The sequence below is a fragment of the Streptomyces sp. NBC_00239 genome (assembly GCF_036194065.1).
Classification (GTDB): domain Bacteria; phylum Actinomycetota; class Actinomycetes; order Streptomycetales; family Streptomycetaceae; genus Streptomyces.
In genome coordinates, this window is the sequence record NZ_CP108095.1 from 8266995 (window position 1) to 8285328 (window position 18334).

Sequence of the window (18334 nt, forward strand, 5' to 3'; positions counted from 1 at the left end):
CGTAAGGTTACGACCGTAAGGACGTTATGAGCATCGAAGGCACACCCGACCCGGAACCGGGTCACCCGCGCCGCAGGCCCGCACTCGCGGCGCTCTGTCTGGCGCTGGTCGTCACCACCATCGACAACACCGTGCTCAACACGGCCCTGCCCGCACTCGCCGAGCAACTGTCGGCCTCCACCGCAGACCTTCAGTGGATCAACAACGCCTACACCCTGGTGTTCGCTGCGATGCTGATCACAGCGGGCAGTCTCGGCGCCCGGTTCGGGCACCGCCGCGCGCTGGTCGGCGGCCTGACGGTGCTGGCCATGGCATCGGCGTCGGCCGCACTGTCCGGCTCGGCCGGGCAACTCGTCACGTTCCGCGCGGTGATGGGGCTGGGCGCGGCGTTCGTCATGCCGGCCACCCTCTCGATCATCGTGGCGCTGTTCGGCCCCCAGGAGCGCGGCAGGGCCATCGCCGTCTGGTCCGCGACCGCCGGCATCGGCATCGTGGCCGGCCCGGTCACGGGCGGGCTGCTGCTCGACCACTTCGCCTGGGGCAGCGTCTTCTGGATCAACGTGCCGCTGGTCGCCATCGCGCTCACTGCCACCCTGCTCCTGGTCCCCGCTCTGCCGGGCCGCCGTACCGGCCGCATCGACATCCCAGGTCTGCTGCTCTCGGCAACCGGCCTGGCCGCCCTGGTCGACGTGGTCGTCCAGGGCCCCGAACGCGGCTGGCTGACGGCCGCCACCGCGGTCGAAGCCGGCGCGGCGGCCGTGCTGCTCGCAGCGTTCGCCTGCTGGGAACTGCGCACCGCCCACCCGATGGTCGACGTGCGGCTGTTCGCCGACCGGACGTTCAGCGTCGCGAGCGGCATCCTCGGGATCACCTTCTTCGCCCTGTTCGGCGTGCTGTTCGGCTACACCCAGTACCTGCAACTCGTCCACGGATTCAGCCCGTTCGAGGCCGGGCTCGGCGCTCTGCCGTTCGCGCTGGCGATGGCGGCCACCGCCGCCACCAGTGACCGCATCACCGCCCGGTTCGGCCCCCGGAACACCATCGCCGCCGGACTTGCCGTCATGGCCGCCGGCTTGGGCTGCCTCTCCCTCGTCACTGCCGGCACGCCGTTCGCGGTGCTCGCACTCACCATGGGAGCGGTGGGTGCGGGGATGGGCCTCGTCATGGCGCCGGCCAGCACGGCGACCGTGGCTGCCGTGCCCCGTGAGAAGTCGCCCATGGCAAGCTCGGTGAACAGCGTGGTCCGCGAACTGGGCGGAGCCCTGGGCATCGCAGTGGTCGGCACCCTCGTCTCCGCCTCGTACCGGTCGCAACTGCTCACCACCCTGCCGGGCGCGCCTGCCCCGGCCGCCGAGGACCTGACATCCGCTCACCTGCTCGCCGCCGAGCTGCTTCCCGGTCCGGCCGGCCGACTGGTCGCCGCCGCGGACGAGGCGTTCACCACCGCGATGAACCACGGAACGCAACTCTGCGCCCTGGTCGCCCTGCTCGGCGCCGCGGCCGCCCTCGCCTGGCTGCGCCGGCGACCGACCGCTGAGCAGCCGACCGCCAACGCCGAGGAGACGCCGGAGAGGGACAAGGCGGAGCGTGTCTGAGAGTTCGTGAGTCCGTGCTATGACAGCCTGGCCCGGGGCTCGGCCTCGGGCTCTCGGGCCAGGCGGATCGGACGAGTCATGGCAGGCAAGACAGGACCGGTCGCCTCGGCGGCCGGGGACGCGATGGTCGATGAGGTTGTCGAGCGGCTGCTCAGCGGCGCCGACGCTTCAGGGGCCGCCCCTCGGTGAGGGTGGGCTGCCGACGGAGATCACCAAGGCCGTGCTGGAGCGGGCGCCCTCGCTCCGCCCATACCCCCGGGCCGTGGCTGGCCGACCGAGGGCGAACGGCCCGGCAGGTCATCAACGGGATGGTCTGCAAGATCCGCACCGGCCTGCCGTGGCGTGACGTGCCCGACCGTAACGGGCCATGGAAAACGGTCTGCACCCCCTTCCGTCGCTGCGCGTTGAGCGGCGTTCTCGCCGAGGCCCTTCAGCAGATCCAGGCCCAGGCTTGATGCGGCGACATCGACTGGCTCGTCCAGATCGACTCCACCATCGTGCGAGCGCATCAGCATGCGGCTGCCACCGGCTGAAAAGAGGGATGCGTCGGGTGGACGAACCGGATGATCACGGCGTGGCCGATCCCGCGGGGGCTGACCACCAAGATCCCCCTTGCTTGCGACGGCCGCGGCAGGCCCCTGGCCATCCTGATCGCACCCGGCCCACGCCACGGTGGCATCTGCGCGCAACCGCTGCTGAAACGCATGTTCGGCGGCGGCTTTCGACGCAGCACCGTGGAACGGTGAGGACGTCGCCTTCGACTGCCAAGCCGCTGAGTTCGTCTGCCGCATCCTCATCGATCCGCATCACCCCTTCACGATGGCCCGCTTTTTCGATACTCACTGGTTCATGAACTACGGGTAAGGCGACTGAGAGAGCAGCTCCGCCACCGCCATCGCCGTGATGCCGGCGGCTGCGGCTTGGCGGCCCCGCCATCCGCCGCCCGCCGCCATGACCACGGCGGCGGCCCACCACAGCTTCGTGTGCTCTGCTGCTTCCTCGACCGGCGGCAGGAGCCGGCGGGCCCAGCCGGAATCCCAGGCAGCCATCCGCCGGGTCAGTCGGTGATCGTCGTCGCGTAGCGCCGTCAGGATTCCCATGCCGTGACCCTTGCCCGACCGCAGCCTTGCACGCCCTGCTCACTCCAGGCGGCGGCGGTCTTCATCGCTCCACTTACGGGTGTCGCGGGGCTCCACGTACGGCTCCTCGTCCTCGGGGTACCCGCCGGCGACAGCGCGCTGACGGGCCAGCTCGGCGTCGAACTCCAAACCGAGGAGGATCGCCAGGTTGGTGATCCACAACCACACCAGGAAGATGATCACTCCGGCGAGGGTGCCGTACGTCTTGTTGTAGGAGCCGAAGTTCGCGACGTAGAACGCGAAGCCGGCCGAGGCGATCATCCAGATCACCAGCGCCAGGAAACTGCCGGGGGTGACCCACTTGAACCCGCGGCCCTTGGCGTTTGGTGCAGCCCAATAAAGGAGCGCGATCATGATCGTGACGAGCAGGACCAAGACCGGCCACTTCGCGATCGACCACACCGTCATCGCCGTGTCGCCGATGCCGAGGGCGGCGCCCGCCTGGCGGGCCAGTCCGCCGCTGAAGACGACGATCAGGGCGCTGGCCACGGCCAGGATCATGAGCGTGACGGTCAGTGCCAGTCGTAGCGGCAGGACCTTCCACACCGGGCGGCCCTCGGGCATGTCATAGACGGCGTTCGAGGCGCGGATGAACGCTGCGACATAGCCGGAGGCTGACCAGATCGCGACGGCCAAGCCCACGATCGCCAGGAGCGAGCCGACACCACTGTTGCCCTGCAACTGCTGCACCGCGTTGCTGATCACGTCGCGGGCCGAGCCGGGGGTCAGCTTCTGCAGGTTGTCCAACACCTGCTTGGTCGCCGACTCCCCGGCGACGCCCAGCAGCGACACCAGGACCAGCAGGGCCGGGAAGAGGGCCAGCACCGCGTAGTACGTCAGCCCCGCGGCCCGGTCGGTCAGCTCGTCGTCCTTGAACTCCTTCAGCGTGCCGCGCAGCACGGCCATCCACGACCGTTTCGGCAGGTCGGAGAGCCGATCCGGAGCCCGCTCCTCGACCTCCTCGTCGGGGCCCGCCCTGCCTCGCCCGCCGACGCCGGCAGTGGGCTCGCGCTCGTCACCATGTTCGGGATCCGGTGTGCGTGTCATATCCGGCGGCTGTCCAATCACCCCCGCCTTATGCATCGACCGCGAGGCCCGGGTCTGAGCGGTTGCGCGGAGGCCGGAGGGGTAGGCGCCGATACGACCAAAAGATATTTCTACGCGAAGAGCGACGGGTGTGATCCCCGCCAGTCACCGCCCACCGCGATGGCGGTGGGCTCGGGCAACGCCAGGACCAGCCGGTTGCCGACCAGGGCGGCGGGGCGGTGGCTGATCTCGGGGTGTTCCCACCGCCACAGCTCCCGGCCGGAGCGCACGTCGAACGCGGTCACGAACGGAGGCAGGTGTCGCCTGTGCCAGTTGCGGCCCCCGTCGGCAGCCTGTACGTAGATCGCGTCGCGTTGTCCGCGACCCCGCTCAAATGGAGCGTGCAGCGTTCGCCGGTGCGGGAGGTGAGTCGGCGGGTCCAGAGCAGGGGGCCGCCGTCTCGCTGCCGTGCGGCGACCTCGTCGTGGAGCATGACGGAGATCTGGCCGCGCGGAACGCGTTGCGATGCCGCTGGACTTGCGGGGGCCTTGTCGACCTTGACCCCGATGCCACTCAGAGAGAGGGAGGTCGCAGGCCACCGCCCACGCCCTGCGAGAGGCCCTGACACGGGGGGTGCCGTACCACGTCCCCTCCAGCGCGGCGAGGAGGGCGACGGGCGACGGCCTCACCGGCGTACGGGCACGCTTGGCGGCGCCCGGTAGGAAGCCGGCCACCGTAGGAAGCCGGCCACCGGTCACCTGCGCGGAGGCGAGTGCTTTCGGATCGCCAGCGCGACCGCTGCCCCGACGACGGCTCCCGCGATGGCCCACGGCACGCTCGGGGTCTCGTCGCCGAGGTGGTAGCCCACCACGCAGAAGCGCGCCGAGCGAAGCCGTTTGTTGTAGCCCGCACGCTGAGGCAGGTACGGGAACATACCAAGCAGGTGCTTGCGTGTGTAGCGCAGCCATCGCGCCTCGGAATGGTGGCCGAGCAGTGCCTGGGCCACCGCCAGGGAGACAAGTTCGGAATCGCTGAGCTGGGGCGGTCGCCCCATCCACCGCTTACCTGCGATCTCGACGGCGATCTTCACACAGAGTGCGGTTGAAAGGGTCTCAAGGTCAGACGTCACACACGGATCATTGAGGTCCTCGCCGCCTTGGTGGAGCCGAACGAGACTTACTCCAGCTCCTCCGCCAACAGGTCCATCAGCAGCCCGTCGTGCCAGCTGCCGTCCGGGCCGCGCTCGTACTGCCGCATGATGCCCACCGGGCGGAAGCCGACCTTGCGGTAGCACCGGATGGCGGCGGCATTGTCGGCGGCCGGGTCGATCACCAGTCGGCGGTATCCGTGATCATCGAACAGATGGCGTGCCAGGGCGCGGACGGCGTCAGTGCCAAGGCCGAGCCCGTGCACCGCCGGGTCGAGATAGATGTCGATGTTGGCATGCCGGTAGTCCGGATCGTCCTCGGCACCCCACTGGATAGCGCCGACCACCCTGCCGCCGTGCTCGACCGAGAAGGTCCGGACCCCGGGATCTTCGAGGTCCTCGGCCACCGCGGCCGTCAGGTCGTCGCCGCCCCGCCAGCGCGCGTACACCTCAGGCGTGGTCCGGATCGCGGCCAGAGCCGGGATATCGCCCACCGTCGACGGGCGAAGCGTCACCAGGGCTCCGCGCAGGACCGTCCGCATGCCACTGATCATCCCCGACATCGGATCCACTCGTCTAGCGTATTGACGTGCACATCGTCGATGACCCCTGCTTGTCACCCCGCGTCGCGACTCTCCTGGCGCGGGCACGGCGCGGCCCTGGGATGCCCGCTGACCGCATACGTGCACTGGCGCGCGCGGAGACGTCTCGCGGGAACGAGGCGCCAGCGCCGCCTGAGGCCATCGAGGCGATGATTCGTTTCGAGGAACGCTACGGCGGCCTGTGGTACCCGCTCCTCGGCTCTAACGGTATGGAACACGGGCTGCACGGCGAAGCCACCGTCTACCTCACCATCGACGGCTGGACCTTCCCAGGCATCCACGATGGTGACCAGACCTGGTCGGTCGACGTCCTCCCAGACGAGCGCACCGCCATGACGCTCGCGGGACGCCCCCGGGTCATCAACAGCAGCATCCTCCAGCGCCTGGAGGCCCCCGCCCAGTTGTCACAGGTCCGAGACTGGCCCCATGTGACCTTCGCCGTTGCCACCGAACCCGGCCAGGAGCCGACGGTCGCCGACGCCGGCCTCCCTGACCTCGACGTCGAGGCAACTGGGCCCGCCGACAGGTGGTGGGTCGGCAGCGGGACGGCGATTCATCTGAAGCTTCACAAGTGGTGGGGCGAAGAAGACGTTTGGGTCGCGCGCTGCTTTACGGAGCGGGCCGAGAACCTGGCGACCGCGGTCGATGCGCTACGGCACGCGGTGACGGGTGGCGTGTGGAGGGCCTGGGACTGGTGCGGGCTGTGTACCCACGTCAGGCAGCCGGCGCAAGCCTGCCTTCCCAGCGCAGGGAAGCGGAGCACCTGACCCCGGAGCAGCAGCCCGGTCTGATAGCTCCTAACGAAATGATCTTCGGGGCGGTTGGATCACTTCGGGAGCGTTGATCGGGGGTGCGGGGCGGCTCGGCCGAAGCCGTGGGAAGTCGATGACGAGTTGTGGGCGGTGATCGAGCCGCTGCTGCCCAGGGTTGAGCGTCGGGCCCGGCATCCGGGGCGGAAGCGGCATCCGGACCGGCTGGTGTTCCTGTTCCACCCAACGCTGGGTTGTCGAACGGGCCTTCGCCCACCTGCACTGGTTCCGCCGCGTGCGGATCCGCCGGGAGATCCGCGACGACATCCACGAAGCTTCCTCACCCTCGGATGCGCGCTCAGCTGCTGGCGACGCCTGTCACGGCTGCCCCGAGCCCTCGCCCTCCCGCAGTAGCCATTCCCTGACCGAAGGAGCACGGTCAAAGAGCTGGCTGACCTGCATGCCTTCCTCGCGTGAGGTCACCCGCGGCAGCGGGGTGAAGTCGTCGGGGAGCACGTCCAGAAGGCTCATCACGCGGTCTCCCGCACGCAACGTGATCAACAGCTCGCATCGCAGCTGCCGTGGAACGTCCTGGCGGTGGGACATGCTGTTCCATAGGGCTGGCCACAGGTAGTGAGTACCGTCTGGCGCCGTATTCGCTTGCACCCACGCTGGGTCCAACCGCTGATTCAGACGGAGGTCGCACGCCCGCTCCTCCAACCTGAGCAGCGAGGGCGAATCGATGACTTTCACCTCGCGAGGCAGCGGCTGATCGAAGTCCATCACCCCATGCTGCCCGACAGCACCCCACGCCGAGGAACCGACCCCAGAGAGTTATTCCGTCAGGAGTCCTTGGTGACCCGGCGTGCTGGCTCGGGACGTAGCGGCAGAGGACGGATGTGCGGTGTGCCACGCGTGAGCCGGTGCTGCTCCAGACCGCCCGCAATGCCTTTGGGGATGGCGCGTCCCCGGCAAGCGCTGGGCGCGGGTCTACCCAAAGCCGGCGCTTGAAGGCCCCGTTTCCGCCGACAGAGGGGGTGGGGCTCGGGACGTCCCCGCACCCCCAGAGAAGTTTATTGAACACGTTCAACTGTTCTGGCAGTATGCCTCGTGAGGAACCTGCCGTGCAGCGGGCAATGCGGTCCCGACTGCCCAAGCCACGGCTTTGCCCTGAGATCCGAAGGTTGGTGCGACGTGGTGATCGCCTTGCTTGTGTTCGCAGTTGCGGCCCTGCTCGTGGCTGTCACGCCGGGAGCGGTGCTGGGGTACTTCTTCGTCGTGACGACCGGCAGGCTGCCGCTCTGGGCCAGAGTCCTCTTGCTGCCGGCCGTGGGGGCGGGTGCGGCGGCGATATGGCTGGGCGTGCTGGGCTCCGACAGCACATGGAGGCCGGCGATGATGTTCCTGTCGTTCACCGCGGCACTGTTCTCGGGAGTCACCTTCCTCGTACGCGAAAGCCGTCAGCGGCGCACTCCCCGGCTACCCGCCGCGGCGTGGCCCCAATGGAACCCGCCCAGCACTCCGAGGTGACCTGCGGGTTGTGCCGTCCACGCTCACATCCGTCCGAGCAGGCGCGCCGCGCCAGCGGTCGGGACGCTCACCCGTGGCTGCGCACGCCGGTTGGCCGCTCGGGCCAACCCCGTGCTCAGTCACAGCGAGCAGAAGCCGTCAGCTGGCGAGAGGGGGCGATACGGAAGGCGGTGCTGGTCATGGCTCGTCCGGTCTGGGCCGGGAATCAGTCGTTCGGGCGGGTCAGTTCTCTGAACTACGAAATGAGGCCGACAATCGAGGGCCCGACCATCGGCCCCTTCAAGGCTCGGAGCTTCGCTTGTCCTGGCGACGATCTGGTTCGGGGAGCCGAGGAAGGAATAGTCCCTCGCGGCCATCGGCGCAGCGCAGATAACCTGCGCGAATGAAGTGGATCCAGCGGGCCGCTGGCGCGATCGTCGGCTCAGCGGTGGGCGACGCCCTGGGCGGCCCCTTTGAGTTCGGTCGCCAGGGAGCGTTCTCCGCGCGGTTTCCCTCGCCTGGTGCCGGTGACGAGATGTGCGGAGGCGGTGGCTGGGACCCCGGCGAGGCCACTGACGACACGCAGATGGCCGTCCTGGTCGCGGAGTCGCTGCTGGAGCGGGGCGGGCTGGATCTGCCGGACATCTTCGCCCGCTTCCAGCGGTGGGCAGCATCAGACCCCAAGGACATCGGCTTGCAGACCGAAGATGTCCTGACCAACGGCATGCGCTGGGACCTCGCCGCCGCGATCCATTTCCAGGTCAACCAACGAGCAGCGGGAAACGGCTCCTTGATGCGGGCATCGACCTCCGCAGTCCACTTCGCGGCCGCTGGCCAAGAAGCCACCATGGACGCGGCCCGCCGTATTGCTGCCCTTACCCATGGGGACCGCGCGGCCTGGGAAGGCACCGCGATCTTCCACGAACTCATCCGCGTCACCTTCGAGGACACCGACCCTGTCACCGCCCTCCCGGACATCCTGGCTCTCATCCACCCCGACCACCGCAGCCGCTACGACACCGTCCTCTCGCCCGACTGGCACCCCGATCAGGCGACCGAGTTCAACGGTGCCGTCTGGCCCTGCTTGGGCTCCTCCGTCTGGGCCCTTCGCACCACCGGTAGTTTCGAAGACGCGATACGCGCGGCGATCGACCTGGGCGGTGACACGGACACCGTCGCCGCGGTGACCGGAGGCCTCGCGGGGGCGTACTACGGGCTGGACGCGATCCCCGCCCGCTGGACCAAGCCGCTCCATGTCCCCCTCCCAGGATTCGACGGACGAGTGCTGTACCTGCCAGACCTGCTGCGCCTCGCACACCGTCTCGGAGAGGGGCCGTCGACGAGACGGGCGTGATAGCCCGCAGAAATGGCGGCGGGCCGTCGTCTCGTCCGAACCTGGTGCCGAGCCCACTACCCCGCGTGCGCACCACGACGACCTGTTCGCCGATCGGTCGGATCAGCTCACGCCTGCGCCCCGGCTCTTCGTCGCTCCCCATGCCCCCACCCGCGTCGAACCCACGGAGGGACCCTGCGGCTGCCGGGCGCCGGGGCCCGCTGTCTGTCTCGGTGTACGACCCGGCCTCGTCCTTGCCGGCTCCGCCCCGTCCCCGCCGGCCCCGCCTCGTCCCCGAGCCTCCCTGCCCGACTCTGCTGCGTCCGAACCGGTCCGTGCGCGCGCCGTCACCGCGCATGGCTCCTGCGGGCGGGGGCAGACGAGCCGCAGGGACGGTTCGTGGCTGAGGAGGTGGCGGCGGTGCGTACTGCCAAGGTGTTGGAGTCCTTTCCCGCCAGTGATCCGTACGGCAGCTGGCCGGCGGAGGAGTACGCGGCCAAGTGCCGGGCGCGGGGCGAACGGGCGAGCGTCGTGATGGACCTGGAGCGCGACGCCTTCCTCGTCGTGGCGTGCGACGCGGAAGCGGCGGAGGCGGCGGCCGCGTAACGGTGGCCGGCGCCCGGGTCACGCGAGCCAGTGCACGCGCCCGAGATGGATCAGGCGCAGCTGGCCGCGGGCCGTGGCGGTGGCGGCGGACCCGTCCTCCCCGCGCAACGACGCGGCGAGGCATGCCGAGGCCGTCATGAACATGTGGTCCACCAGGAGCCGGGACAGCATCGTCACGTCGTCTGCGTCCCAGCCCGCGCTGACCGGATCGGCCGCCAGCGCGGCTCCGATCTCGGCTGCGAACTCGTCGAGTTGCGCGGCGATCGCCTCGCGCACCGCAGTGACCCCGCCGTGCCGTTCGCGGACGAGGAAGCGCACGTGCGCCGGACGGCTGCGGACCAGATCGGCGACGAGGCGCACCGCCGCGTCGCCGCGCCGCTCGGCATCGTCGGTGGCGGCGAGGACGCCGCGCACGGTCTCGTGCAGGCTGGCCAGGGCCTCGTCCACGAGGGCGGTCCCCAGCTCGTCCATGCCGGCGAAATGCCGGTAGAAGGCCGTGGGGGTGACCCCGGCGGCTCTGGCGACCTCCCGGAGCCCGAGGCTGCCGAGGCTCCGTTCCTCCATCTGCGACAGGGCCGCGTCGAGCAGGGCGCGTCGAGTGCGACGGCGCTGGGCTTCGCGGACACCGGTGTTCGGGCTCATGCGGGGCAGTCAACCGCGTCACAGTTGCCGTCCGCCAGCATGAGCCGTATTGGACTGGGTAGTCAGTGAACAACTGTTACCTATAAGTAGGAGGAACTCTCATGCTCTTCCTCGTAGCCGCGCTGCTGGTCATGGGCGTCGTCCTCGGCGCCGTGGCCCACGTCCCGGTGCCGGTGAGCCTTGTCGCCGGTACCGCGATCGCCCTCTGGCTCGCCCTCTTCGCCGCGCGGGAACGCCTGTCGGGCCGCGGCGCCGGACGCCGCGGCCACCACGAGGGAGGTCTGCGGTGAACTCGCCGACCGCCTCCGTGAAGACCCCGGACCGGACCCGTGACGCGGACGCCTTGGCCGTCACCGCCTTCGTCCTCGGCCTGGCCGGACTCCTCGTCATGAACCTCCTCCTCGGCCCGACCGCAGTCGTGCTCGGACTTCTGGCCCTGCGGCGGCACACGTCCAGGCCGGGCCGTGCACGTCTCGGCATCGCCCTGGGCGTGGCCGACCTCGTGGTCCTCGCCTGCCTCGTCACCGCGGACGGCACGTGGTCGTGGAGCCTGAGCTGACGCACCGGGACGCGGTGGCAGGATCGGAACGCACGACCAAGTCCGTGGCGGGCGAGGTCGCGTACACGGCGGAGGCAGGTCATCTCCCCTGGGCGTCCCCGGGGCCGGGCGCGGGCTGTTCGAGGAGGAAGCCCGCTCCCGGCCGGACCTCTCCGCCTTCCGGAACGGACTCGATCGCCCTCCGCCCTTTTCGGGGGCCGAGCGGTGGGTAGCCGAGCGTGGACAGCGAAGCGTTCGGCCAGGAGGCGAAATGATCACTCAGGAGCAGATGGCGGTGCTGGCCCGGTCCGGGGCCTACACGGAGCGGGGCCAGCACATCGGGGCGGTGGAGTACGTCCTGGTCGACGACACCACGGGGAGGCCGGAGTGGGCCCGGATCGTCGACCGGGCCTCGGGGCTCGGCGGCGTGTTCGTCCCCCTGCGCCAGGCGGAACTCGACGGCGAACGCCTCGTGGTGCCGTACCCGGTGGCCCTCATCGAGGAAGCTCCGTGCGCCGCGCTGGACTGCGGGAGCGTGCTGTCCGTGGCGGAGGAGCAGGAACTGTTCGGGCACTACGGCATCAGGGACTCCCGCGACGAGGTCAACGCCGAGAAGGGCACGGGCTGGAGCGGCATGGACCGCGCACAGGCCATCCGTGAGGGTACGGCGGGCATGGAGACCGGCGTCTCGCGGCTGAGGCGGGCCCAGCCGGGGGCGTAGCCGGCGCCGACACGTACTGCCCTGAGCGCCACGTACTGCGCCGACCGGCACGTACGGCGCTGACCGCCACGTACCGCGCCGACCGCCACGTACGGCCCTGACCGCCACGTACCGCGCCGACACGTACGGCCCGTTGCTCTGGGAGCGGTGAGAAGGAGCGGCGTCAGGATGCGGCGAACGCCGCCAGGAGAGCGGCCGGGGCGGTGCCTTCGCGCGGCGTACCGGCCCCCGGTGTCCCGGTGTGCGACTCGTTCATGCCGACAGGAACGGCCCATCGTTTCGGCACATGACGAAGCAACCCGTCACGAGGTCCGCGTCACCCCGAGCGCATCATCGGGCCGCCACGGGCAACAAGAGTGGCATGGCAACGGAAAGCGGCACGGCCGCGAGACGCTCACGACTGCTGTGGCTCGTCCCGGCCCAAGCCGCCGCGATGGTGGTGTTGGGCCTACTGGTGACCGGTCTTGTGGCGGACCAGCTGCCGCTGTCGGCGGAGGACCGGGTCACGGACACCCTCGCAGCCCGCCGCACGCCGTGGGCGGACTCCGTGACGGAGTGGCTGTCCGTCCTCGCCTCCACGGAAGGCATCATCGGCGTGACGCTGGTCTGCCTCGTCGCGCTGCTCGTGCTGCCCCGCACGCCGCGCCGCGCCGACGCGCTCTTCCTGGGCGGGTCGGTCGCCGTGCAGTCGGCCGTCTTCCTCGTCGTGACGATGTTCGTCGAACGCCCGCGCCCCGACGTGCCCCGTCTGGACGGCGCGCCGCCCACCTCCAGCTTCCCCTCCGGGCACGTCGGCGCCTCCGTGGCCCTGTACGGCGCCCTGGCCACGCTCGTGTGGACCCGACTGCGCGGCCCGTGGCGCTACGTCGTGGCAGCGGCCCTGTTCCTCGTCCCCCCGTTGGTCGGGCTGTCCCGGATGTACCGGGGCATGCACCACCCCACCGACGTGGCGGGCGGCCTGCTCAACGGCGTCGCGACGCTGCTCGTCGTCGGCTCGGCATTCCTGACCGGCCGGACCCGCGACACCGACGACCGCCCGGACATCGGCACGGACGTGCTTCACCACGGCGACGCGCTCTCCGCCCCCCGCGTGCCCGCCGCCCGCGACGGGGTCCCTCCTCGCCGGGCCGTCGTGGTCCGCCACCCGCACGGCTGCGGCGATGACCTGGCCGAGCGGGTGCGCCTCACCCTCGACCACCACGGGTACACCGATCAACGGTGGACCGACACCTCCGTCGAACAGCCTTGCGGGACCCTGTCCGAGGAGTGCGCGCAGCCCGGAGTCGACCTGGTCGTCGTCTGCGGCGGTGACGGCACGGTCCGCGCTTGCGCGGACGTGGCAGCCGGGACCGGCACACCGCTGGCGCTCGTGCCCTGCGGGACGGGCAATCTCCTCGCCCGGAACCTCGACCTTCCGCTGGATCCGCTCACCGCCCTCGAAGAGGCCCTCGCCGGGGGCGAGTTCCCGATCGACGTGGGACGGGTATGGGGCGACGGCCTCCCGTCGACGCGGTTCACGGTGATGGCGGGCGCCGGATTCGACGCCGCCACGGTCCGCGACGCCTCGCCCGCGCTCAAGGCCCGTCTCGGATGGCCGGCCTACGTCCTGTCGGCCGCACGCCACCTGGGAGATCCGGCCATGCGCCTGTCCGTACGGCTGGACGGGGGCCGGGCCCGTCGGCGCCGGGCGCGGATGGTCGTCGTCGGCAACGTGGGCGCGCTCCAAGGCGGTCTCGAACTCCTGCCGCTGGCACGGCCGGACAGCGGACGGCTGGAAGTCGTGCTCTTCGACCCGCACGGCGCGACGGGGTGGCTCGCCGCGGCCGCCCACCTGGCCGCGCGGGTCGTCCGTACGGGCTCCCCGGCGGCGGACGACACCGCGTCGGCCGGCGGCCGGACGGTGGCCGGTGGATCCCTGGAGTACTTCAGCGCCCGCCGGATCGAGATCCGTTTCGTCGGCGCCCAGGCCCGGGAGGTCGACGGCGACACCATGACGGAAGGCTCCCGGCTGTTCGCCGAGGTGGAAGAGGGCGCGCTGCGCATCCGCCTCCCCAGGGCCCTGGGAACGACCGCGGGCGATCCCGACGAACACACCCCCGCACACAGCGCGCACCACCACTGACCGAGCACCGGCAGCGCGCACCACTGGACCCCCACCGGCACACCACGCGCCGGGCACACACAGTCAGGAAGCCGATGGGAACCGCGACCCGGGTACCGCAAAGATGCGACGTGGTGGACGACGAACTGTCCGCGGACGAGGCCTGGGCCGCCCTGCGCCGCTACGGAGGATGGAGCCTGGCCCGCGACTCGTTCGTGCGCTTCCGCTACGCGGACGGCTTCAGCCACTCCCGCGCCCTCGCCCTCCAGACCGTGCTCTCCATCGTGCCCCTGGCCATCGCCGCCATAGGCCTGTCCAGCGTCCTGCACACCGAGGACCTGGGCCGTGTCGCCGAACTCACCATCGGACGGATCACCAGCGGCCCCAGCCGGCAAGTGGTCGACGAAGCCCTGCGCGAGAGCCGCCGCCAGGCCGGCGACGGCGGCCAGGCCGCCCTCTGGCTGGGCCTGCTGTTCTCCCTCGCCAACGTCACCACGAGCCTGTGCCAGGTCGAGCGCGGCGCCAACCGCATCTACGGCAACGAACGCGACCGGCCCTTCCTGCTCAAGTACTCGCGCGGCCTCGTCATGGCGGCCCTCGCCGGTCTTCCCCTCGGGCTCAGCTTCGTCCTCACCGTGCTCGGCGCCGACCTCACCCACGCCTTCGCCGAGGTCTACAGCGTCGCACCGGGCACCATCCGCGCCTGGGACATCCTGCGTTGGCCGGTCGGGATCCTGCTCGCCGTGCTGGCCACCAGTGCGATCTTCCGCCTGTCGCCGCGCCGCGACCAGCCGGGCTACACCTGGCTCGCGTTCGGCGCCGTCGTCTATCTGGTGCTGTGGACCACCGCGACGTGGGCCCTCAGCCTGTACGTCGGTGCCAGCAGCACCTTCACCAGCGTCTACGGCCCCCTCAGCGCGCTCATATCCCTGTTGCTGTGGTCCTACCTGACCTCGATGGCCCTGTTCCTCGGCCTGTCCTTCGCCGCCCAACTGGAAGCCGTACGGGCCGGTGTGCGGGATCCCGTCACACGGGACCCCGGAGTCTGACGCCGGGCGCCCGAACGCGCGCCGCCCCCGAACCCGACCCCAGCCCGAACCCACCCCGGAGCCCGACCTCGACACCCACTCCCAGACCCAGACGACACCCTGACGGCCCGCCGCTCCCGGCCGTCCCAGACCCGCCGACGCCGACCGAAAGACGCGTACCCATGGCACAGCGCCCACCCCGCACCCGACGCCGCGCAGCCCGCGAGTTCCTGGCCAGACACTCGGGGCCCGACGCGGCCTTCGGGATGCGGCTCGTGCTGACGGCGACCGCGACGGCAGTCGTGACCGTACCGTTCGTACTCGCCCTGGTCCTTGTCGAATCCCGGTGGCCGCCGCTGTACCGCCTCGATCGGGACACGGCCGAACGGCTCCACCGAGCCGCCCTGGAAGACCCCGGGATGGTGCGCGTCCTGGACTTCCTCACCGGTGTGCTGTGGGACCCGGTGACCATGCGGCTCCTGGTGGCCGTCCTCGTGGTATGGCTCCTGGGGCGCCGCGCATGGCGCCTGGCGGCTTGGGCCGCGGTCACCGAAACGGCCGGCGCCGTCATCGGGTTCCTCACGAAGAACGCGGTGGAACGCGCGCGCCCCCACCTGCCCGACCCCGTCGCCCAGGCACCCGGCTTCTCCTTCCCCTCCGGGCACGCCATGACCGCCATGGTCTCCTGCGCGGTCCTCCTCCTGGCCCTGCTTCCTCTGGTGCCCCCTGCCTGGCGGCCCCTGCCCTGGGCCCTGGCGGCGCTGAGCGTGATCGGCGTCGGCTACACCCGGGTCGCGCTGGGCGTGCACTGGGTCAGCGATGTCGTCGGGGGCTGGCTCCTCGGGCTCGTCGTGGTCACCGCCACGACACTCGTCTTCGAAGCCTGGCGGGCCGACACCGGCCGCCGCCGCACTGGCGTCGCCGAGGGCCTGGAGCCCGAGATCTCCGCCCCCGACCCGGAAGCGGACCTCGGCGGGTCCCGTATCCCCGACGCCTCGGACCGCTCGCCCCACGCCCGGTGACCCCCCGCCCCCGGCGACCGGGGCCTTCGGGCCCCGGGCACGGCGCAGGTCGGGCTGCGGAGGGGCCGGGAAAGATCCTTCGGATTCCCCGTCACATCCGTACGCGCCCCTCCGTCAGTGCTGTGTAGACGCCGATCGGGCCCACACCACCACCGAGGTCGAGGAGCGCGCGGGTCAGCAACTGCGTGAGCACTCCGATGAGCTGCTGGAACCGGTCAAGCAGACCGCCATCCACGCTGCCGAGGAGGTCCGTGAGGAGATGAAGGAGCCGGTCGCCGAAGCTGTCGAATCGGTGAAGGACACCGCTCAGGAAGCGGTCTCCACCACGACCGAGCACGCGCAGCACGCCGGTCAGGAAACCGCCGACGAACTGCGCCACGTAGGGGAGGAAGCAGCCGGTCAGGCGGGCAGCAACTCCACCGGTCAGCGACCCCCGATCCGGGCCACCCGATGAGAAGGGCGTCCCCGTGTAGGTGGCACGGGGGCGTTTCGCTCTGGTCCCTTGGAGCATTCCTGCACTGCCGCCCCCTACGCGCCAGGGTAGAGCTGTCCGATCGACGGTCGTGAGGCGTCCGCGAGGTCGGCGCCGGTGGCCGCGTCACGCTGGGAGTTGCCCACGCCGCGCCAGTCCAGACACATGACGGTCGCGTCGTCGTCCAGATGGCCGTCACCGGCGTCCACGATCGCCCCGATGAGGGTGCGGGCGGCTTCGCGGGGATGCAGGGAGCGGGTGCGGAGGATCAGGTCTGACAGGTCGAGATTCTCGGCGTTGCGCTCCAGCATGCCGTCCGTCAACATCACCAGTCGGTCACCCGGTCGCAAGTCCAACGACTGCACCCGGTAGGTGCCGGCCGGTGATCCATGGACATTGAGGCCGAACGGTCGATCGACTTCGGGAACGATCTCCTGTACCTGCCCGTTCCGCATCCGCAGCGGCCAGGGATGCCCGGCGTTGACGAACTCGGCCCGGCCGTCGAGCAGACTGATGCGCAGGAGCTGACCGGTGACGTAACCGCCACGGCCGTGATCGCGCATGGCCTGGTCGGCTTGGCGGGCCTGTTCCTCGAGGTCGGCGCCTGCCCGCCGTGCTCGCCGCAGGGCACCCACGACCAGCGTGGCCAGCAGCGCGGCGTCGACGTCGTGTCCCATGGCATCGGTGACGGACAGCTGGACCGTATCCCGGTCGATCACGTAGTCGAAGGTGTCGCCCCCGACGTGGTCGGCGGGTTCCAGAGCCCCTGCGACCGCGAACTGAGCCGCCTCACATGCCAGCGACGCCGGGAGCAGCCGGTGCTGGATCTCCGCGGCCAGGTTCAGCGGCTTCGTACGTCGGCCCCATTGGTACACATCGGTGTGGGACCGGTTGGCGATGACGATGTAGGCCAGCGCGTGCGCCGTCTCACCGATCTCCCGCATCACTTCCGCGCCCGGGGCGGCGGGCAGGAACAGCTCAAGGAGCCCGATGGCATCCCCGCGGCTGGTCACCGGGGCGACGACCCGCACCAGCTCGCCCCTGCCCCTGTCCTCCACCCTCGGCTGCTGGCTGCGGATCACGTCGTCGTACAGGGTGCCCCGCAGCCGAATGCGCCGGGCGGGCTCACCGGTCTCGACGCTGCCCGCAGCCCCCAGCCGCACGACCGAACTGCCGGTGAAGTCAGCGATCAAGAACGACACCGAGGCAGCCCCGAGGTGCTCCTTGAGCATGCGCGCGACCACATCGAGCGACTCCACGGGCGCCGCGGCCTCCGCAGCCTCCAACGTCCCCGCCAACGTCATCGCCCTGCCCCGGCGGTTCCGGCTGGTGGAGTGACGAGACTCCTGCCCGCCGTCCGGCTCTCCTGCGGTCACAACGACCCCTTATTGCGTGATGGCGGCCGGGACTCCATCCCGGATCGGTAAGACCCGCGCCAAGGCGAAGTCGCACGGTCACATTGCACCACGAGACCCCGGGCGGACAGGGCGGTCTGGTGTTCTCGGCCCCGGCGTGACACGCTCAAGGGGAACCAGCCTGGTCTGGTGGGAGACCCCGCACGCCTGAAGGTGACCGGCGGTGCGGGTGGTCTCGCTCGGCTGTGAGCGGCCTTCCGACGGCTGCACGCTTGACGGCCTCCTCCGCGCACGCCGGGAGCCGACCGCAATGGGCTCAGATCCCGAACGGCGGACCAGTGATGCTCCCCATCAGGCTGAACCTCGATGTCCGTGTGCAACCGGACGTGACGGTCGTGACGCTGGCAGGCGAACTCGACATGACCACCTGCCCCGACGTCACCCGAGCCACCGACACCCTGGCCCTGAAGGGTCGGACCCTTGCCCTCGACCTGTCGGCCGTGACCCACATGGACTCCAGCGGCCTCAACATGCTCCTCACCCTGCGCAACCGCGCCCGCTCCGAGCACGGCGTGCTGCACTTGTGCGGCGTCCCGCGCCAGGCACTGCGCGTCCTCGACCTCACCGGCACCCGCAGTCTCTTCAACCTGCGCCCCTGCCTCACCCCATGACGTTCGCGCTTGCAGCCGGGCAGGGCGGGCATGCGCGAAGGGAACCACGGTGTCGAGTGCCGCCGCCGGCAAGCCCGT

General features: G+C 70.6%; 21 protein-coding genes and 2 pseudogenes. 14 read left to right on the top strand and 9 right to left on the bottom strand.

Going from position 1 to position 18334, the window contains the following annotated elements; all coding sequences use genetic code 11:
• The first annotated feature begins 26 nt into the window (after window positions 1–26).
• The 3 genes and pseudogenes from OG764_RS36590 to OG764_RS41850 all read left to right on the top strand — a co-directional run bounded on the left by OG764_RS36590 (window position 27) and on the right by OG764_RS41850 (window position 2050).
• Window positions 27–1595, top strand: coding sequence for an MFS transporter (locus OG764_RS36590; protein WP_328972646.1), 1569 nt, complete (start codon window positions 27–29; stop codon window positions 1593–1595).
• Between the two features lie 78 nt (window positions 1596–1673).
• Window positions 1674–1830, top strand: a pseudogene (locus OG764_RS41845) (IS256 family transposase); the annotation flags it as partial.
• Window positions 1787–2050 (top strand): transposase, encoded by a 264-nt coding sequence (locus OG764_RS41850; protein ID WP_443056270.1) that lies wholly within the window; start codon window positions 1787–1789, stop codon window positions 2048–2050. The pseudogene OG764_RS41845 and the gene OG764_RS41850, both read left to right, overlap by 44 nt.
• 399 nt (window positions 2051–2449) lie before the next feature.
• Here OG764_RS41850 and OG764_RS36595 read toward each other — a convergent pair whose 3' ends face one another.
• The 5 genes and pseudogenes from OG764_RS36595 to OG764_RS36615 all read right to left on the bottom strand — a co-directional run bounded on the left by OG764_RS36595 (window position 2450) and on the right by OG764_RS36615 (window position 5449).
• Window positions 2450–2695: a hypothetical protein gene (locus tag OG764_RS36595; protein WP_328972647.1), complete on the bottom strand. Its 246-nt coding sequence runs from the start codon at window positions 2693–2695 to the stop codon at window positions 2450–2452.
• Between the two features lie 39 nt (window positions 2696–2734).
• Window positions 2735–3781: a YihY/virulence factor BrkB family protein gene (locus tag OG764_RS36600; protein ID WP_328972648.1), complete on the bottom strand. Its 1047-nt coding sequence runs from the start codon at window positions 3779–3781 to the stop codon at window positions 2735–2737.
• Window positions 3782–3891: 110 nt separating this feature from the next.
• A complete protein-coding gene (locus OG764_RS36605; RefSeq protein ID WP_328972649.1) occupies window positions 3892–4065 on the bottom strand; it encodes a hypothetical protein in 174 nt (57 codons plus the stop codon).
• A gap of 575 nt (window positions 4066–4640) precedes the next feature.
• A pseudogene (locus tag OG764_RS41855) lies at window positions 4641–4889 on the bottom strand (IS982 family transposase); the annotation flags it as partial.
• 47 nt (window positions 4890–4936) lie between these two features.
• Window positions 4937–5449, bottom strand: a complete 513-nt coding sequence (locus tag OG764_RS36615; protein ID WP_328973288.1) for a GNAT family N-acetyltransferase — start codon at window positions 5447–5449, stop codon at window positions 4937–4939.
• A 47-nt stretch (window positions 5450–5496) separates the two neighbouring features.
• Between OG764_RS36615 and OG764_RS36620 the strand changes: the two genes are divergently transcribed.
• Window positions 5497–6276 carry a hypothetical protein gene (locus OG764_RS36620; RefSeq protein ID WP_328972651.1) on the top strand — a complete coding sequence of 260 codons (780 nt, stop codon included), beginning with the start codon at window positions 5497–5499 and terminating at the stop codon, window positions 6274–6276.
• A 360-nt stretch (window positions 6277–6636) separates the two neighbouring features.
• Here the strand turns inward: OG764_RS36620 and OG764_RS36630 are convergent, their stop codons facing one another.
• The gene (locus OG764_RS36630) at window positions 6637–7041 is read right to left on the bottom strand and encodes a hypothetical protein (protein ID WP_328972652.1); all 405 of its coding nucleotides are present in this window, start codon (window positions 7039–7041) and stop codon (window positions 6637–6639) included.
• Window positions 7042–7452: 411 nt separating this feature from the next.
• Between OG764_RS36630 and OG764_RS36635 the strand changes: the two genes are divergently transcribed.
• From OG764_RS36635 to OG764_RS36645, 3 genes are all read left to right on the top strand, one after another.
• Window positions 7453–7788 (top strand): hypothetical protein, encoded by a 336-nt coding sequence (locus OG764_RS36635; protein WP_328972653.1) that lies wholly within the window; start codon window positions 7453–7455, stop codon window positions 7786–7788.
• A gap of 382 nt (window positions 7789–8170) precedes the next feature.
• Window positions 8171–9121, top strand: a complete 951-nt coding sequence (locus OG764_RS36640; RefSeq protein WP_328972654.1) for an ADP-ribosylglycohydrolase family protein — start codon at window positions 8171–8173, stop codon at window positions 9119–9121.
• A gap of 399 nt (window positions 9122–9520) precedes the next feature.
• A complete protein-coding gene (locus tag OG764_RS36645; protein WP_328972655.1) occupies window positions 9521–9706 on the top strand; it encodes a hypothetical protein in 186 nt (61 codons plus the stop codon).
• 18 nt (window positions 9707–9724) lie between these two features.
• On the opposite strand, the gene OG764_RS36650 is transcribed toward OG764_RS36645, so the two are convergent.
• Window positions 9725–10348 carry a TetR family transcriptional regulator gene (locus OG764_RS36650; RefSeq protein WP_328972656.1) on the bottom strand — a complete coding sequence of 208 codons (624 nt, stop codon included), beginning with the start codon at window positions 10346–10348 and terminating at the stop codon, window positions 9725–9727.
• Window positions 10349–10449: 101 nt separating this feature from the next.
• Between OG764_RS36650 and OG764_RS36655 the strand changes: the two genes are divergently transcribed.
• From OG764_RS36655 to OG764_RS36680, 6 genes are all read left to right on the top strand, one after another.
• Window positions 10450–10638, top strand: coding sequence for a hypothetical protein (locus tag OG764_RS36655; protein WP_328972657.1), 189 nt, complete (start codon window positions 10450–10452; stop codon window positions 10636–10638).
• A complete protein-coding gene (locus tag OG764_RS36660; RefSeq protein WP_443056160.1) occupies window positions 10635–10907 on the top strand; it encodes a DUF4190 domain-containing protein in 273 nt (90 codons plus the stop codon). Before OG764_RS36655 ends, OG764_RS36660 begins: the two co-directional genes overlap by 4 nt.
• Before the next feature lie 250 nt (window positions 10908–11157).
• The gene (locus OG764_RS36665; protein WP_328972658.1) at window positions 11158–11607 is read left to right on the top strand and encodes a PRC-barrel domain-containing protein; all 450 of its coding nucleotides are present in this window, start codon (window positions 11158–11160) and stop codon (window positions 11605–11607) included.
• Window positions 11608–11968: 361 nt separating this feature from the next.
• Entirely contained in the window at window positions 11969–13729 is a 1761-nt protein-coding gene (locus OG764_RS36670; RefSeq protein WP_328972659.1) for a diacylglycerol kinase family protein, read from the top strand.
• Between the two features lie 74 nt (window positions 13730–13803).
• Entirely contained in the window at window positions 13804–14757 is a 954-nt protein-coding gene (locus OG764_RS36675; protein ID WP_328972660.1) for a YihY/virulence factor BrkB family protein, read from the top strand.
• A gap of 161 nt (window positions 14758–14918) precedes the next feature.
• Entirely contained in the window at window positions 14919–15758 is an 840-nt protein-coding gene (locus tag OG764_RS36680) for a phosphatase PAP2 family protein (protein WP_443056161.1), read from the top strand.
• A 91-nt stretch (window positions 15759–15849) separates the two neighbouring features.
• Here OG764_RS36680 and OG764_RS36685 read toward each other — a convergent pair whose 3' ends face one another.
• Together OG764_RS36685 and OG764_RS36690 are read right to left on the bottom strand one after the other, a co-directional pair.
• Entirely contained in the window at window positions 15850–16137 is a 288-nt protein-coding gene (locus OG764_RS36685; protein ID WP_328972661.1) for a hypothetical protein, read from the bottom strand.
• A gap of 149 nt (window positions 16138–16286) precedes the next feature.
• Entirely contained in the window at window positions 16287–17462 is a 1176-nt protein-coding gene (locus OG764_RS36690; protein ID WP_328972662.1) for a PP2C family protein-serine/threonine phosphatase, read from the bottom strand.
• Window positions 17463–17926: 464 nt separating this feature from the next.
• Here OG764_RS36690 and OG764_RS36695 point away from each other — a divergent pair, with 464 nt between their 5' ends.
• Window positions 17927–18256: an STAS domain-containing protein gene (locus OG764_RS36695; protein WP_328972663.1), complete on the top strand. Its 330-nt coding sequence runs from the start codon at window positions 17927–17929 to the stop codon at window positions 18254–18256.
• Window positions 18257–18334: the final 78 nt, after the last annotated feature.